Origin of the sequence: Dorea sp. ICN-14282 (genome assembly GCF_037890115.1) — a bacterium.
In the GTDB taxonomy this organism is placed as follows: Bacteria; Bacillota; Clostridia; order Lachnospirales; family Lachnospiraceae; genus Dorea_B; species Dorea_B phocaeensis.
Map to the genome: position 1 here is coordinate 341,888 of NZ_JBBKBH010000002.1, position 15,048 is coordinate 356,935.

14 protein-coding genes and 8 tRNA genes are annotated in these 15,048 nt (G+C 44.9%); 1 reads left to right on the top strand and 21 read right to left on the bottom strand.

All coding sequences use genetic code 11. The annotated features are described in order from the left end of the window. Nucleotide 1: 1 nt before the first annotated feature. The 21 genes from malQ to murB all read right to left on the bottom strand — a co-directional run bounded on the left by malQ (nt 2) and on the right by murB (nt 13,530). A complete protein-coding gene (gene malQ, locus WKT00_RS07050) occupies nt 2-1,498 on the bottom strand; it encodes a 4-alpha-glucanotransferase (RefSeq protein ID WP_340262376.1) in 1,497 nt (498 codons plus the stop codon). Between the two features lie 108 nt (nt 1,499-1,606). Continuing rightward, nucleotides 1,607-1,686 (bottom strand) — tRNA-Leu (locus tag WKT00_RS07055). Nucleotides 1,687-1,730: 44 nt separating this feature from the next. Continuing rightward, nucleotides 1,731-1,803 (bottom strand) — tRNA-Lys (locus WKT00_RS07060). An 8-nt stretch (nt 1,804-1,811) separates the two neighbouring features. Continuing rightward, nucleotides 1,812-1,883: transfer RNA gene (locus WKT00_RS07065), tRNA-Gln, on the bottom strand. Nucleotides 1,884-1,923: 40 nt separating this feature from the next. Further along, nucleotides 1,924-1,997: transfer RNA gene (locus WKT00_RS07070), tRNA-His, on the bottom strand. Between the two features lie 68 nt (nt 1,998-2,065). Continuing rightward, nucleotides 2,066-2,139, bottom strand: a tRNA-Arg gene (locus WKT00_RS07075). A 49-nt stretch (nt 2,140-2,188) separates the two neighbouring features. After that, nucleotides 2,189-2,259: transfer RNA gene (locus WKT00_RS07080), tRNA-Gly, on the bottom strand. A gap of 8 nt (nt 2,260-2,267) precedes the next feature. After that, nucleotides 2,268-2,342: transfer RNA gene (locus WKT00_RS07085), tRNA-Pro, on the bottom strand. A gap of 133 nt (nt 2,343-2,475) precedes the next feature. Further along, nucleotides 2,476-2,955 carry a metallophosphoesterase family protein gene (locus WKT00_RS07090; protein ID WP_101695054.1) on the bottom strand — a complete coding sequence of 160 codons (480 nt, stop codon included), beginning with the start codon at nt 2,953-2,955 and terminating at the stop codon, nt 2,476-2,478. Next, nucleotides 2,936-3,571, bottom strand: a complete 636-nt coding sequence (gene rdgB / locus WKT00_RS07095; protein WP_101695055.1) for an RdgB/HAM1 family non-canonical purine NTP pyrophosphatase — start codon at nt 3,569-3,571, stop codon at nt 2,936-2,938. The genes WKT00_RS07090 and rdgB overlap by 20 nt, the downstream gene beginning before the upstream one ends. A gap of 39 nt (nt 3,572-3,610) precedes the next feature. Further along, nucleotides 3,611-4,759, bottom strand: coding sequence for a THUMP domain-containing class I SAM-dependent RNA methyltransferase (locus tag WKT00_RS07100; RefSeq protein WP_101695056.1), 1,149 nt, complete (start codon nt 4,757-4,759; stop codon nt 3,611-3,613). Between the two features lie 150 nt (nt 4,760-4,909). Then, on the bottom strand, nt 4,910-5,125 hold the full coding sequence (locus WKT00_RS07105) for a hypothetical protein (protein WP_159459855.1): 216 nt from the start codon (nt 5,123-5,125) through the stop codon (nt 4,910-4,912). A 292-nt stretch (nt 5,126-5,417) separates the two neighbouring features. Further along, nucleotides 5,418-5,879 (bottom strand): DUF1700 domain-containing protein, encoded by a 462-nt coding sequence (locus WKT00_RS07110; protein WP_173814972.1) that lies wholly within the window; start codon nt 5,877-5,879, stop codon nt 5,418-5,420. 116 nt (nt 5,880-5,995) lie between these two features. After that, nucleotides 5,996-8,107 carry a glutamine synthetase III family protein gene (locus WKT00_RS07115; protein ID WP_101695059.1) on the bottom strand — a complete coding sequence of 704 codons (2,112 nt, stop codon included), beginning with the start codon at nt 8,105-8,107 and terminating at the stop codon, nt 5,996-5,998. Between the two features lie 132 nt (nt 8,108-8,239). After that, nucleotides 8,240-9,103 (bottom strand): class II fructose-1,6-bisphosphate aldolase, encoded by an 864-nt coding sequence (gene fba / locus WKT00_RS07120; RefSeq protein ID WP_101695060.1) that lies wholly within the window; start codon nt 9,101-9,103, stop codon nt 8,240-8,242. A 192-nt stretch (nt 9,104-9,295) separates the two neighbouring features. Continuing rightward, nucleotides 9,296-9,367: transfer RNA gene (locus WKT00_RS07125), tRNA-Glu, on the bottom strand. A 173-nt stretch (nt 9,368-9,540) separates the two neighbouring features. Continuing rightward, nucleotides 9,541-10,473 carry a diacylglycerol/lipid kinase family protein gene (locus WKT00_RS07130; RefSeq protein WP_101695061.1) on the bottom strand — a complete coding sequence of 311 codons (933 nt, stop codon included), beginning with the start codon at nt 10,471-10,473 and terminating at the stop codon, nt 9,541-9,543. A gap of 85 nt (nt 10,474-10,558) precedes the next feature. Then, nucleotides 10,559-10,816 (bottom strand): HPr family phosphocarrier protein, encoded by a 258-nt coding sequence (locus WKT00_RS07135; RefSeq protein WP_101695062.1) that lies wholly within the window; start codon nt 10,814-10,816, stop codon nt 10,559-10,561. Between the two features lie 16 nt (nt 10,817-10,832). After that, a complete protein-coding gene (gene whiA / locus WKT00_RS07140; protein ID WP_101695063.1) occupies nt 10,833-11,714 on the bottom strand; it encodes a DNA-binding protein WhiA in 882 nt (293 codons plus the stop codon). Between the two features lie 9 nt (nt 11,715-11,723). Further along, nucleotides 11,724-12,605 carry an RNase adapter RapZ gene (gene rapZ / locus WKT00_RS07145; protein WP_101695064.1) on the bottom strand — a complete coding sequence of 294 codons (882 nt, stop codon included), beginning with the start codon at nt 12,603-12,605 and terminating at the stop codon, nt 11,724-11,726. A gap of 1 nt (nt 12,606) precedes the next feature. Continuing rightward, on the bottom strand, nt 12,607-13,530 hold the full coding sequence (gene murB, locus WKT00_RS07150) for a UDP-N-acetylmuramate dehydrogenase (RefSeq protein WP_101695065.1): 924 nt from the start codon (nt 13,528-13,530) through the stop codon (nt 12,607-12,609). A gap of 187 nt (nt 13,531-13,717) precedes the next feature. On the opposite strand from murB, the gene WKT00_RS07155 reads away from it, so the two are divergent. Next, on the top strand, nt 13,718-15,007 hold the full coding sequence (locus WKT00_RS07155) for an HlyC/CorC family transporter (protein WP_340263048.1): 1,290 nt from the start codon (nt 13,718-13,720) through the stop codon (nt 15,005-15,007). The last annotated feature ends 41 nt before the right edge of the window (nt 15,008-15,048 follow it).

The following is a 15,048-nucleotide window of genomic DNA, read 5'->3' on the forward strand; positions in this document are numbered from 1 at the left end:
CCTATCTTCTTTTTGGTTCCTTACATGCTTTCCGGCTTAAACCGACGCGGTATTTAGAAAGCCCGGACTTCAACCTAGCCATATCAGGCATACGCCATTCCCAGTTGGGGGATCCAACCGTTCCCGGTGTATTCAGATGTCCTTCTTTTCCTAGTCCTAGAATGTCCGCCATTGGCACAATCACATATTCGGCACAGCTTTTCCAGATATAAGCCAGCAGGCGATCCTGCACAGACCCCTGACGAATTCCCTGACGCGCCAAAAAACGACGTACCTTACGCCTGCCCGGACATGTCAGCCCCTCATACCACTGACGCAGCGTATCATTATCGTGTGTTCCCGTATAGAAAATCATATTTTCCCGATCTTCTTCCCGATCATAAGCGTATTTTCCATCTGTATCAATCGAAAACACCAGAATTTTCATTCCTTTCAGATGATAGTGATCCCGAAGCGTTAAAACTTCCGGACGAAGCAGTCCCAAATCCTCTGCCACCAGCTGGATTCCCGGAATCTTCTCATACAATGTATCCATCACCTCATATCCCGGCGCTTCCACCCATTCTCCTTCAATCGCAGTCGGACAAGATGCCGGAATCTTCCAAAATGTATCAAACGCCCGGAAATGATCGATGCGAACCAGATCAAACATCTGGCTGCTGCATCCGATTCTCTCCACCCAGAATTTATAGTCATCCTTCTGAAGCTTCTCCCAATCGTAGATTGGATTTCCCCAGCGCTGCCCCGTTTTACTGAAATAATCCGGCGGAACTCCGGCAATAAAGACGGGTCTTCCGTCTGTATCAAGCAGAAAGTTATCCTTTCCCGCCCATACGTCTGCCGAATCCAATCCCACGTAAAATGGCACGTCACCCATAATACGAATCCCCAGATCATTTGCCGTACGCTTAATCTTCATCCACTGATGATGGAAAAGATACTGAACAAAGATCTGATACCTTGCTTCCTCTTCAAGTTCATCTGAAAGGGGATATTGATTTTCCGGCCAATTTCTCTCTTCTTCCGTCCATTCATTCCAGCAAAGACCGCCGTTCTTTTTCCGAAATGCCTGGAATACGCCATAGTTATGCACCCATTTCTGCTTCTCAAACTCCTGATATCCGGCATCTTTCTGCTCTGCATCCGCATTGGACGAGAACTTCAAAAAAGCGCTTCTTAGATATTCTTCCTTCCAGCTTCTTATTCCTTCATAATCTACCGTTTTGGCATTCTGTCTTAGCGCCGGCGGCCGTTCCAAAAGAAGTCCTTCTTCATACATATCATCCAGACTGATATAAACGGGGTCTCCTGCAAATGACGAATACGGCTGATAGGGGGAATTCCCATATCCCACCGGATTTAGCGGCAGAATCTGCCAAATCGTCACTTTATTTTCTCTTAACAATTTTAAAAATTCTCGTGTCTGTGCACCCAGCTCCCCGATTCCTGTCCGGGAGGGAAGTGCAGAGACTGGCATTAAAATTCCTGACTCTTTCATGTAACAACCTTCCTATGCAATATTATTAACCATTGTAGCACAGACTGCAAAAGTATTCTAGGAAAAGAAAAAAGCCGTAATCTTATTCAAAGATTACGACTTTTTTACTGCGGATGACAGGAATCGAACCTGCACGGTCTCCCACTAGATCCTAAGTCTAGCGCGTCTGCCAGTTCCGCCACATCCGCAAGGAAAAAGAGTCAAAGAAAGCTTTTCTCTAACTCTTTTTCAGTGAGCGTGCGGGGATTCGAACCCCGGACAACTTGATTAAAAGTCAAGTGCTCTACCACCTGAGCTACACGCCCATAATAACCTGGGCTAGTTGGATTCGAACCAACGAATGCAGGAGTCAAAGTCCTGTGCCTTACCGCTTGGCGATAGCCCAATAATATTCTCTCCCCAATTCTTTATGAGAAAGAAAAAAAGGTGGGTAATGGGACTCGAACCCATGATATCCAGAACCACAATCTGGCGCGCTAACCAACTGCACCATACCCACCATATATATTACTTATCGAACTATGTTGTCCAACTAAGTACCACCATATTCAATTTTTGTGGTTCTAACGAGCCTGGGGGGATTCGAACCCTCGACCTACGGCTTAGAAGGCCGTTGCTCTATCCAGCTGAGCTACAGACTCACAAGACTAGCTCTTTAGAACTATTTCTCAAAGCCTCAGGCTTTAAGAAAGCGGGTGATGGGAATCGAACCCACGTATCCAGCTTGGAAGGCTGGTGTTCTACCATTGAACTACACCCGCATGGATTATCGGGGTGACAGGATTCGAACCTGCGACCTCCTGGTCCCAAACCAGGCGCTCTAGCCAAGCTGAGCCACACCCCGATGTTATGTTGTCCTGTCACTTTTTTGTCTATCTCGCCGTGACACAAGAGTTATTATATAGCAAGGTCTGCAGGTTGTCAACCACTTTTTTCATTTTTTTTAAAAACTTTCTACTCCCTGGTTTTTGTCGCCTTTATACGAACTTTTGTTCCACCTCAACTCCATCCTTTTCACTGGCATACATCACCATGTAACTTCCCCTTCGTCCCTCCTGTCTCGGATACGTAACACTTCCGGGATTCAGGGTAATCAAACCATCCTCTTTTATAAAACATGGTCTATGGGTGTGTCCATACATCACGATGTCCGCTCCTCGTCCACGTGCTTCCTGTTTCAGGCGTTCCTCATTCATGGACACATAATAATAGTGTCCATGGGTAATAAATACATGCTGTCCTTCAATAAAGAATTCCTCTTCTGCAGGAAGCTCCGAAAAGAAGTCATTATTTCCACGCACTATATGAACCGGACAATCTGCCACCGCCTCAATATAGTCCGCGCATCCTTCTACATCTCCCAAGTGGATCAGCATATCAATTGGCGCCTCTCGCTCAATGATCAGATCCAGATTTCGATGCGATTTATGCGTATCACTAACGATCAATACCTTCATTTTTCTCCCTCGCTTCCAGGCGTAACCTCATTTTGCGAAGCCCTTCTCCTCTGTGACTTAACGCATTCTTTTTCTCCGGTGAAAGCTCCGCGCTGGTGCATCCATACTGTGGCAGCACGAAAATCGGATCATAGCCAAAGCCATTTTCACCGGCAATTTCATAACCAATCCGCCCTTCCATCGTTCCTCTTACTACCTCGCTGCTTCCATCCGGGTACGCAGCCGCAATCGCACACACAAATCGCGCAGTCCTTTCCTCATCCGGCACACCAGAAAGGCGATCAATCAACGCCTGATTTTTGATATCATAAGAAGTATCCTCTCCCATATATCTGGCAGAATAAATGCCCGGCTCTCCTCCAAGATAATCGATCTCCAAGCCCGAATCATCCGCAAGCACAACTGCATCTTGGTACGCTTCATATTTAGCCGCTTCCTGTGCGATTTTCGTAGCCTTAATCAGCGCATTTTCTTCAAATGTCGTTCCATCCTCTACCACATCCACATCAATCCCCGCTTCTTTCTGCGAAAGAATCTCTGCTCCTAAATCCGAAAGAATCATCCGAATTTCTACCATCTTATGTTCATTTCCTGTTGCAAATATAATCGTTCTCATGTTCGTCCTTCTTTCTGTCTTATCCGTCTTTTAAGGCGCCTATTTCTTGATTCTCGGCGGTCTCGGTCCCTGATACTGATAAAAGTACGTCTTTAACATTCCATTGTAAATTTTTCGATTCTTGTCTGCCTTGCGTCCAAAGTAGCGCTCCGCCTCCTCATAAGAGGTAATCATATATGCCGACCAGCTGTCTAACCTTTGATAGCTTTCCCCAAACGCCCGATAAAGCGCCGGCAAATCCTTTTTCTCTTCCAATCGTTCTCCATAAGGTGGGTTCGTAATAATAAACCCATACTTTTTCGGATGATTTAACTTGCTTACATCTCGCTCCTGAAAATGAATCAGATGATCCACTCCGGCCTCTCTTGCATTTCTTCTTGCGATCTTAATGACAGAACCATCCACATCATAGCCTTGAATATCTGTCTCAATCTCATCGTCTATCAGGTCATTTGCTTCATTAATACCATCATACCAAAGCTTCTTCGGAATCAGGTTTGTCCATGCTTCTGCCGTAAAAGACCGATTCATTCCCGGCGCAATATTCGCCGCCATCATCGCCGCTTCAATCGGAAATGTCCCGCTTCCACAGAATGGATCCACCAAAATCCGATCTTTCTTCCACGGAGTCAGCATAATCAGAGCCGCAGCCAATGTCTCCGTAATCGGCGCCTTGCCGGACACCTCACGGTACCCTCTCTTGTGAAGAGAGATTCCCGAAGTATCAATACCAACCGTCACTACATCCTTCATTAAGAATACGCGAACCGGATAAGACGCCCCATCCTCCTGAAACCAGGAAATGCCATAATGCTGCTGCATCCGTTTGACCATTGCCTTCTTCATAATTGATTGAATATCCGACGGGCTGAATAACTTACTTTTTACAGAAGCGGCTTTCGCCACCCAAAACTTCCCGTCTTTGGGAATGTAATCTTCCCATGGAAGTTCTGCTGTCCGGTCAAACAGTTCCTCAAAACTCCTTGCCGTAAAACTTCCCACTTTCCATAGAATTCGCTCCGCCGTCCGAAGGAAGATATTGGCTCTGCATACCGCATCTGCATCTCCATAGAAAGTAACTCTTCCATCCTCTACCGATGAAATCTCATAACCAAGATCTATAATTTCTCTTTTTAATACCGCTTCCAGGCCAAAGTGACAGGGAGCGATCAACTCTGCTTTTTTCATATATTTCTCCATATGTATCCTATTTTTACAACTTTATCTTACTGGCAATACTTCCTCTTTGTCAATCAGAATTTACAGCTTCAAAAATCTCCACATACAGTAACAGGAGGTATGCGAAATCCCGCACACCCCCTGCCACACCATTTTCAATTAGTAACGACTGCTCTCACTGCCAGCGGAAGCATTTTTGTTAGATGCATTTTTGTCAGACGCGTTTCTGTCAGATGCATTCTTATCGGAAGCATTTCTACCTGCTGCATTCTTATTAGACGCATTTCTGTCAGATGCATTTCTGCCCGCTGCATTCTTATTAGAAGTGTTCTGTGCAGACATTTTGTCGTTTGATGCATGATAATTCTTAGCCATGTCAATTCCTCCTAATCTTTTCTTGGTACACTGTTATTTTGATCTATCTTTCCACTTTTTATGTATCATATTCAGAAAATCTTAAGGAGAATTAGATTTTTTTAATTTTTAACTTGCTTTTTGACCTTTCCTATATTATACTAACACATGTAGAAAGGATGCTTTCTACAACCCCTTATTAATTATTTATACTCCCCTCAAAAGACCGATGGCTCCCCCATCGGTCTTTTACTTTATCTTTATTCTTTTACATCAAACTGTTCTCATCTTCTTCGTGCTTTTCGCGCAGTTCTCACCGCCGTCTTCCTCCAATGATACGAAGAATCAGCCAAATCAACAACAACGGCATTATAATCGGCGCTACCAGGCTAAAGATCCCGCCAATCACTGCCACAACAATTACGATTACACCTATAATTCCAAGTATCAGGAACAGCTTCTTCCACCAGGTGTCAAATCCAAACACATGCACTTTTCCCGCTGCCTGCTCCTTACCATTTCCTCCTGAACTTCTTTTAGGCTCATAAGAATATTCCTCGTAAGCCTGCCCTCTATTCTCCACAGAATCCACAATCGTCTTCGCAATCGCCCATGGATCCCCTAATTCCGCCGTCACTTCTGCCTCACTTCTACCTTTTCCAATCTCATCATCAATATAACTGCTGTAATATTCTACATTTTCCTGTACTACAGCGCCACTTAAATCATTGCCGAGTGCGCGTTTTAATCTGATTAAAAATTCCTTCTTTGTCATCAATCTCCTCCTGGTAAAACTAAAAACCCTGCATTTAGAATAGCATATCCAATTGCCCATTCCAAGTGCAAGGTTCTTAAAATTTTCTAATGTATTTCTAAAGTTCTTTTCTCTTTTTATACTTCAAAGATCAGATCTCCATAAGACGGCATCGGCCATGCCTCTTTATCAACGATCATTTCCAGCTTGTCAATTGGCGCACGAAGGGCTTCCATAGCAGTGCACACTTCAAAGTGATAGTATCTTGCCCGCTCTTCTCCGTCTTCCATTCCTGCTGCCGTCTCCGCCACCTGTTCCAAGTTCTGAAGCGCTCGTTTTGCTTCTATAAGAAGCCCCGATGTCTCTTCCAGAAGTTCTGCCTGTACTGTCGCTTTCACACCAGCTTCCCGAACAGCCAAAACCGTATCAGCCAGCGTCTTGGTATATCCGATCACAGCCGGAATGAACTGCTTGCCCGCCATATCAATCATCGTACGCGCCTCAATATTGATGGCCTTTGAATAATTTTCAAACTTAATCTCCGCGCGGGACTCAAGCTCTGCTCGTGTAAATACGTGGAACCGCTCAAACATTTCTACCGTTTTCTCCGTCGTCAGCGCCGGAATCGCCTCTACCATCGAGCCAAGGTTTGGAAGTCCACGGCGTTTTGCTTCAGCTACCCAATCCTCAGAATATCCGTCTCCGTTGAAAATAATCCGCTGATATTTGGATGCATATTCCTTAATCAGGTCATGGACCGCCATTTCAAAGTCCTCTGCCTTTTCCAGTACCTCACAGGCATCCGCAAATGCTTCCGCCACGATGGTGTTCAGCACCACATTCGGACCTGCCACAGAATCTCTGGAACCAACCATTCGGAACTCGAATTTATTTCCTGTAAATGCAAACGGAGACGTCCGGTTACGATCTGCCGTGTCCTTCGCAAAATCCGGAATAGCACGCACACCGGTTTTCATCTTTCCGCCCTTTAAGCTATGAGTTGCCTCTCCTGTATCTACTAGCTGCTGGATTACATCCTCCAGCTGTTCTCCTAAGAACACAGAAATAATTGCCGGCGGAGCCTCTGCCGCCCCAAGCCGGTGATCATTTCCCGGATTCGCTGCAGATTCCCGCAAAAGATCCGCATGTTCATCTACTGCTTTTAAGATACATGTCAAAACCAAAAGGAACTGAATATTTTCATGCGGTGTCTTCCCCGGATCCAGCAGATTCTTTCCATCGTCTGTTGTCAAAGACCAGTTGTCATGTTTTCCGGATCCATTGACTCCCGCAAATGGTTTTTCGTGGAGGATGCATTTCAGTCCATGTTTTCCTGCCACCCGTTTCAATGTCTGCATCACAATATGGTTGTGATCAACCGCCACATTTGCCGCTGCATATATCGGTGCAAGCTCATGCTGTGCCGGAGCAGCCTCATTATGTTGAGTCTTAGCAGAAACGCCCACTTTCCAGAGCTCTTCGTTGACATCTTTCATAAATCCCGCAATTCTCTGGCGAATGGTTCCAAAATAGTGATCATCCAACTCCTGCCCCTTTGGCGGCATCGCGCCAAACAGGGTACGCCCCGCATAAATCAGGTCCTTTCTCTCTTTAAACTTTTTCGCATCTACAAGAAAATACTCCTGCTCCGCACCTACGCACGGTGTTACTTTCTTAGATGTCGTATTTCCGAACAGACGGATCAGGCGAAGCGCCTGCTCATTGATGACTTCCATAGAACGAAGCAATGGTGTCTTCTGATCCAGTGCTTCTCCTGTATAAGAACAGAATGCCGTCGGAATACACAGAGTCGCACCTGCTGCATCATGGCGTACAAACGCCGGAGAAGTACAATCCCACGCCGTATATCCTCTTGCTTCAAATGTCGCCCGCAACCCTCCAGACGGGAAGGAAGAAGCATCTGGTTCTCCCTTGATCAGTTCTTTCCCCGAAAAACTCATCAGTACTTTACCGCTCGGAAGTGGAGCAGATATAAACGAATCGTGTTTCTCAGCCGTAAATCCCGTCAATGGCTGGAACCAATGCGTATAATGCGTCGCACCTTTCTCAATTGCCCACTCCTTCATCTCATGCGCAATGACATCGGCCGTCACAAGATCCAATTCCTTGCCTTCCTCAATCGTCTTCTTCAGATCTTTATAGACTTTTTTCGGCAGACGTTCCTGCATCACGGCATCATTAAAAACATCTTCCCCAAAAATATCTGCTACATTAAATGCTTCACCCATGTTTCCTTCGTTTCCTTTCCCGTTACTTTTCTCTCTTCTTTAGTATCTCATTCCTATCTCATGCCCCTCCCGGAGAGGGATTAGAAAAAGGCACTCCAACCCTCGTTGGAACGCCTTTGTTCTCAAGAAGTCTTAAGCTTTTCCTACAGAACCGAATAACTCCATCTTCTCTTTTACAGTCGCCATAATTGCATCTGCACCTGGTTTTAATAACTTACGTGGGTCAAATCCCTTGCCTTCCAGGTCTTTTCCTGCTTCGATATATTTGCGTGTAGCATCTGCAAATGATAACTGACACTCTGTATTTACATTGATCTTAGCTACTCCAAGATCGATTGCTTTCTTGATCATATCTTCCGGAATACCTGTACCTCCGTGAAGAACTAATGGCATCTTTCCAGTCAGTTTCTGGATTGCATCCAATGTCTCAAAACTAAGTCCTGCCCAGTTAGCCGGATATTTTCCGTGAATATTTCCGATACCTGCTGCCAGCATATCTACACCGAGGTCAGCAATCATCTTACACTCCTGAGGATCTGCGCACTCGCCCTGTCCTACAACACCGTCTTCTTCTCCACCGATAGAACCAACTTCTGCTTCCAGAGACATCCCCTTCTCTCTGCAGATCTCAATCAGTTCTTTTGTCTTTGCAACGTTCTCTTCGATCGGATAGTGAGATCCATCAAACATGATAGAAGAAAATCCTGCTTCGATACATTTCTGACATCCTTCATAAGAGCCGTGATCCAAATGTAATGCTACCGGCACGGTAATTCCAAGCTCCTCGATCATAGCTTTTACCATAGCTGCTACTGTCTTAAAGCCTGTCATATACTTTCCTGCACCTTCAGACACACCTAAGATTACCGGTGATTTGCACTCTTCTGCTGTCAAAAGAATACTCTTTGTCCACTCCAGGTTATTGATATTGAACTGTCCTACTGCGTAGTGACCTTCGACTGCTTTTTCAAGCATCTCCTTTGCTGATACTAACATGATTAATTCCTCCAATCTTTTCTTGCCCAAAGGCGCGGCAGCTGTTTGTCTGCCGTGTATAATTTCGCTTGTTCTATTATATCTCATTCCCAGAGAAATGACAACTAAAAAACTTTCAGCAAGTGTTTTTGAAAGACAAAATCTCAGCCAAAGCAAAAAAAGATCTGTGAAAACTTCACAGATCTTTTCAAGTGACTCCAAGGGGAATCGAACCCCTGATTCCAGCGTGAGAGGCTAGCGTCTTAACCGCTTGACCATGGAGCCTTGTCGTTTCGTACTTGCTTAGTATAGCAAACCCTTCCGGAAAATGCAAGCACTTTTTTTACTTTTTTTATGTTTTCTACTTTTCCAGTCTTTTGAAGGCTTCCGGGAAGAGAGCCTTTTCTCTGTTTCGACTTCCTTCCCGGGATGATCCTGATTCGATTCTTTTGTTCTTTCTACTCTTCTTCGTCCTTCTTCTCCATCAGATCCTTCACATGTTCTTTGGGTACCATGATATGGAGCTGCTGCTTTAGATTTTCAATCTCTACCCGATCATGCTCCCCGCCAAATTCTCCATCCAGCGTCCAGGGAATCTCTTCTAGTGACTCAAACACAATCTTCCCTGTCTTGAACGTGTACATATGCTTCGTATCCACCTGCTCAATCAAAAGCGCTGCAATAATCTCCTGAAGTGCAATCGGATTCTTCGGTGTACGAATCAGCGTCACCTCAAAGACTCCATCATCGAATACAATCTGTTTTCCGACCATGCTTCGAAATCCTCCTACCGACCGGGAGTTCGTTACCATTCCAAAGATAAATTCATCCTCAATCACTTCCCCGTCATGGGTCACCTTAATTCGATAAGACGGTACATTGAACAGCCGCTTTGTTCCTTCCAATACATAGGCTAGATGACCTAACACATTCTTCATCCCCTGCTTCGTCTGGTAGGACACGTCCGTAAACAGTCCAAAAGCCGCAATATATACAAAAATATCATCATTAAATCTTCCCACGTCACAAGGGAATTCCACCCCATTCACAGCATTGTCCGCCGCTCCTAAAAGATTCTTTGGAATATGCAGACTATTTGCGAAGTCATTGGTTGTTCCGGTAGGAATATAGCCGATAGGATTACGATCTGTACGCTGCATCATCCCGGTCACCACCTCGTCAATGGTTCCGTCTCCGCCGCTGCACACAATCAAATCAAATTCCTGTGACTGGTAAGAACAGATCTTCTTATAAGCATCCTTATACGCCTGCGTTGGGTAGGCAACCACTTCATATCCTGCTTTCACAAAAATGTCGATCACATCCGACAGCTTCGGTTTTAGCAGTTCCTTCCCCGCATGCGGATTATAGATAAATAACAAGCGTTTCATTGCCCTTCCTCCTTCATGTATCTATTCTATATGAAAAAAGACTGCTGTAAATCACTTTACGGCAATCCTCTTACACCTCTATGTATTAGCCACGGGCAGCCAGAAATCTCTCAACGCCGGCCGCAGCCTCTGTCTCGTCTTTCCCGTCTGTGATCACAACAATATTTTCTCCCTGCTGTAGGCGCAGACTCATCATTCCCATGATACTCTTTGCGTTGATCTTCTTACTGCCAACTTCGAAGTACACAGTGCTGGAATACTGGCTTGCTTCCTGAACCAGATGCGCAATCGGCATATCTTCCTTTTCCATATCCTTCTCAATCGTAACAGGCTTCTTAATCATAATCTATTGCTCCTCCTTACTGATCCCTTAACTTTTCTGCTAACTCACTTAACTTCCTAAGACGATGATTCACTCCCGACTTTCCAACGGGATTCTCCATCAACCGTCCCAGTTCTTTCAATGTTGCTTCCGGATATGTCAGACGTGTAAGGGCAACGTCTTTCAGTCCTTCCGGCAACTTATCAAACCCAAGGGTATCTCTGATATATGCAATATCCTCCAGCTGTCTTACCGCAGCCGATACGGTTTTGTTGATATTGGCTGTCTCACAGTTTACCTTTCGGTTCACACTGTTGCGCATCTCCTTCATAATCCTGACATTCTCAAGCTCCATCAGAGAAACGTGCGCCTCCATAACGTTTAGAATATCTACAATCTGGGAACCTTCCTTCAAGTAGACAACATACATCTTCTTGCGCTTTACAATCTTTGCATCCATACCAAAGCTGTTGATCATATCTTTTAAGTGCTCCGCCTGTTCTTCTTTATCACAGACAATCTCAAAATGATAGGATTTGCTCGGATCACTTACCGACCCTGCCGCAAGGAACGCACCTCGTATATAGGCTCTCTTACAGCATACAGACTGCGTCATTGCATTACGCACCGCTAAAAGTTCTTCCCCTTTTGCATAGAGGAAATAACTGCAATTTCCGGTTGCCATATTTCGGCGAACCACAATATCATTTCCTATATTAAAGGTTTTTCTCAATAATGTAAAGCATTTTCTTGCCACCCCAAAATTTTCCATATGCACGCGAAGAGCGCATCCACCGTTTTTTTTGTCCGCAAAGATTCCCGACAGCCGCACAATCGCGGACAATTCTGCCAGATTACAGTGCCTTGCCGTTGCAAAATGCTCCGCCAACTCTTCTTTTATTTTACTCGAAAACGACATGTTACACCTCTATTTTTCCTTCGTAATCGCGTCTTTCCCAATGTCCCGGTGCTCCACGCGGATTCCGTAATCTTCATTTCCTTTGATCGCATCGTAAAGCTCATTGGCTAGTGTTACCGAACGGTGCTTGCCGCCCGTGCACCCAATTCCGATTACCAGCTGCGTTTTCCCTTCCTGCACATAATTAGGAATCAGGAACTCCACCATATCCACCAATTTCTCCAAAAAGCAAACCGCCTTTTCATTGTCCATCACATAGCGTCTGACCGGTTCATCATTGCCGCTCATCGGGCGTAGCTCGTCAATATAATACGGATTCGGAAGAAAACGCACGTCAAATACCAGATCTGCATCTGCCGGAATTCCATACTTAAACCCAAAAGACAACACAGAGATATATAAATTCTTGTACTCCTTATTCTGAACGAAAATTTTAGTCAGCTCTGCCTTCAATTCCCGCGTCAGCATATGGCTGGTATCAATTAAGTAATCCGCCCGTTCCTTTAGAAAGGCAACTTTGCTTCGTTCTCTTTGAATCCCTTCATCTACCCGGCCGCCGTTTCCTGACAGCGGATGAAAACGCCTGGTCTCTTTATAACGTTTAACCAGCACATTGTCACTGGATTCCAAATAGAGGATCTCATACTTCATCCCCATATCATCCAGCTCTTCCAATACATGTTTCAGTTCTTTAAAAGTCTCTCCGCTTCGAATATCCACACCCAAAGCCGCCTTATTAATCTCCGTTCCTGATACCCTCCACAGATCCGCCATTTTGGGAATCAACGGCACCGGAAGATTATCCACACAGAAATACCCCATATCTTCCAGCATTTTAAGGGCTGTACTTTTTCCTGCTCCCGACATTCCTGTCACGATTACAAATCTCATCTTAGAATTCTCCTAATCTCTTTACTTCCGGTTCCAGCTTCACGCCAAACTGCGCTTCCACCTTCTCTGATACCTGGCGTATCAGTTCTGCAATCTCTGCTGCCGTTGCATGATCCTTATTGATTACAAATCCGCAATGCTTTTCAGAGACTTGAGCGCCGCCCACCTGAAAGCCGCGAAGCCCTGCATCCTGAATCAATTTCCCTGCAAAATATCCTTCCGGACGTTTAAAGGTACTTCCAGCGCTTGGATATTCCAATGGCTGTTTTGTAATCCGACGTTCCTTAAGATCGTCCATCACTGCCTGGATTTCTTCTTTCTTCCCTTCGGAAAGGGCAATCTCTGCCTCCAGCACAATATAATGCTTTCTTGCAATCACACTTGTCCGATAACCAAGCTCCAACTCCTCATTTGAAAGCGTCAGTACCTCTCCTTCCTGTGTCAGCACCGTCACTGCCTTCAGCACATCTTTCATCTCTCCGCCATACGCTCCTGCGTTCATCACGCAAGCGCCTCCAAGCGTTCCCGGAATGCCCGCTGCAAATTCAAATCCGGTAAGTGATTCCGAAAGCGCCCGATTAGCAACCGCTGATAAAAGTGCACCTGCCTGTGCACGAAGCAGTGTTCCCTCCACAGAGATATCATTCATTTCCTTATAAAATTGGATGATCACTCCGCGGTACCCCTGATCGGACACCAAGAGATTACTGCCATTTCCCATGATATAATATGGGACACCTTCCTCACGGCAAAGCGCTGTCACCTTGCACACTTCTTCCACGGAATTCGGGCTAACGAATAAATCTGCCGGTCCGCCCACACGGAACGTCGTATGCAGCCGCATCGGCTCCTCCTTTTTCACACGTTCTTCCGGCATCCATTCTGTTAATTTCTGATACAAATTTTTATATACATACTCACTCATAGATCCTTACTCCATCATTCTAATTCTATCTTATTTTCTACTAATCCTTTTGATTCACCGTTCATCATACACTATCTACCAGGTAAATTCAACGTGCACTTGCAAATTCACTCCAAATGCGGTATATTAAATCCGTATAACATTTTCAAATGATAAGATTATTATGAAAAAAGGAGTGGATTATTCATTGGACTCGAGTGACGTCACGCAACTAATTATACTGATTCTTTTATTGGGGCTGTCTGCATTCTTTTCATCTGCAGAAACAGCGCTTACAACTGCAAACCGGATTCGGATGCGCAGCATGGCAGAAGAGGGCAATAAACGTGCCCAGGCCGCAATGCAGGTAACCGACAATTCCGGGAAAATGTTAAGTGCGATATTAATCGGGAACAACATTGTTAACCTGTCAGCCGCATCATTGACCACAAGCTTAGCTTATAGCTTCGGTGGCTCCATGGTCGCGATTGCCAGTGGTATTCTGACAGTATTAATTCTTTTATTTGGTGAGATTACACCAAAAACCATGGCTACCATTCACGCTGAAAAGATGGCGCTTATCTATGCTCCTATCATACGCGTGTTTATGAAAATTATGACTCCGCTTATTTTTGTAATCAACGGATTATCCATGGGCATCTTATTCCTTCTTAGGGTCGACCCTTCTGCAAAGAATAAGGCCATGACCGAGACAGAGCTTCGTACTATCGTGGATGTCAGCCACGAAGACGGTGTCATTGAATCCGACGAGCGGGAAATGATATATAACGTGTTCGATCTGGGTGATGCCAAGGCAAAAGATGTTATGGTTCCCCGGGTTCACGTAACCTTCGCCGATGTTAACAGCAGCTACGATGAGCTGATCGACATCTTCCGCGAAGACAAATTCACAAGACTTCCGATTTTTGAAGATACCACGGACAATGTAATCGGAACCATTAACATGAAAGACCTTCTGTTGTACGATAGTTCCAAAGAATTTCATATCCGTGACATTTTGAGGGAAGCTTATTTCACTTACGAATATAAAAGCATTTCTGAACTTTTGGTTGAAATGCGTCAGGCCTCTCTTAATATCGCCATCGTTTTAGACGAATACGGCGAGACAGCCGGTCTTATTACACTGGAAGATATTCTGGAGGAGATCGTCGGAGAGATTCACGACGAATATGATGAAAACGAGGAAGAATATGTCAAAGAAGTAGGGGAGCGTGAATATCTGGTTGAAGGATCTCTGAATCTGGATGACTTAAATGACCGTCTGGATCTTGACCTTTCTTCTGAAGAATATGATTCTCTGGGCGGATTCATTATCGAACGATTGGATCGTCTGCCAGAAGCCGGAGATGAAATCACAACTGACGAGGGCATCCGTATGGTGGTCGAGAAGTTAGATAAAAACCGAATCGAACGCGTTCATCTTTATCTACCGGAAAAAGAAGAGACCAAAGAGGAAGAAAGCGAAAAAGATTCCTAAATCATCGATTGCAATAAAAAAGCTGGAACAGATTTTTACTG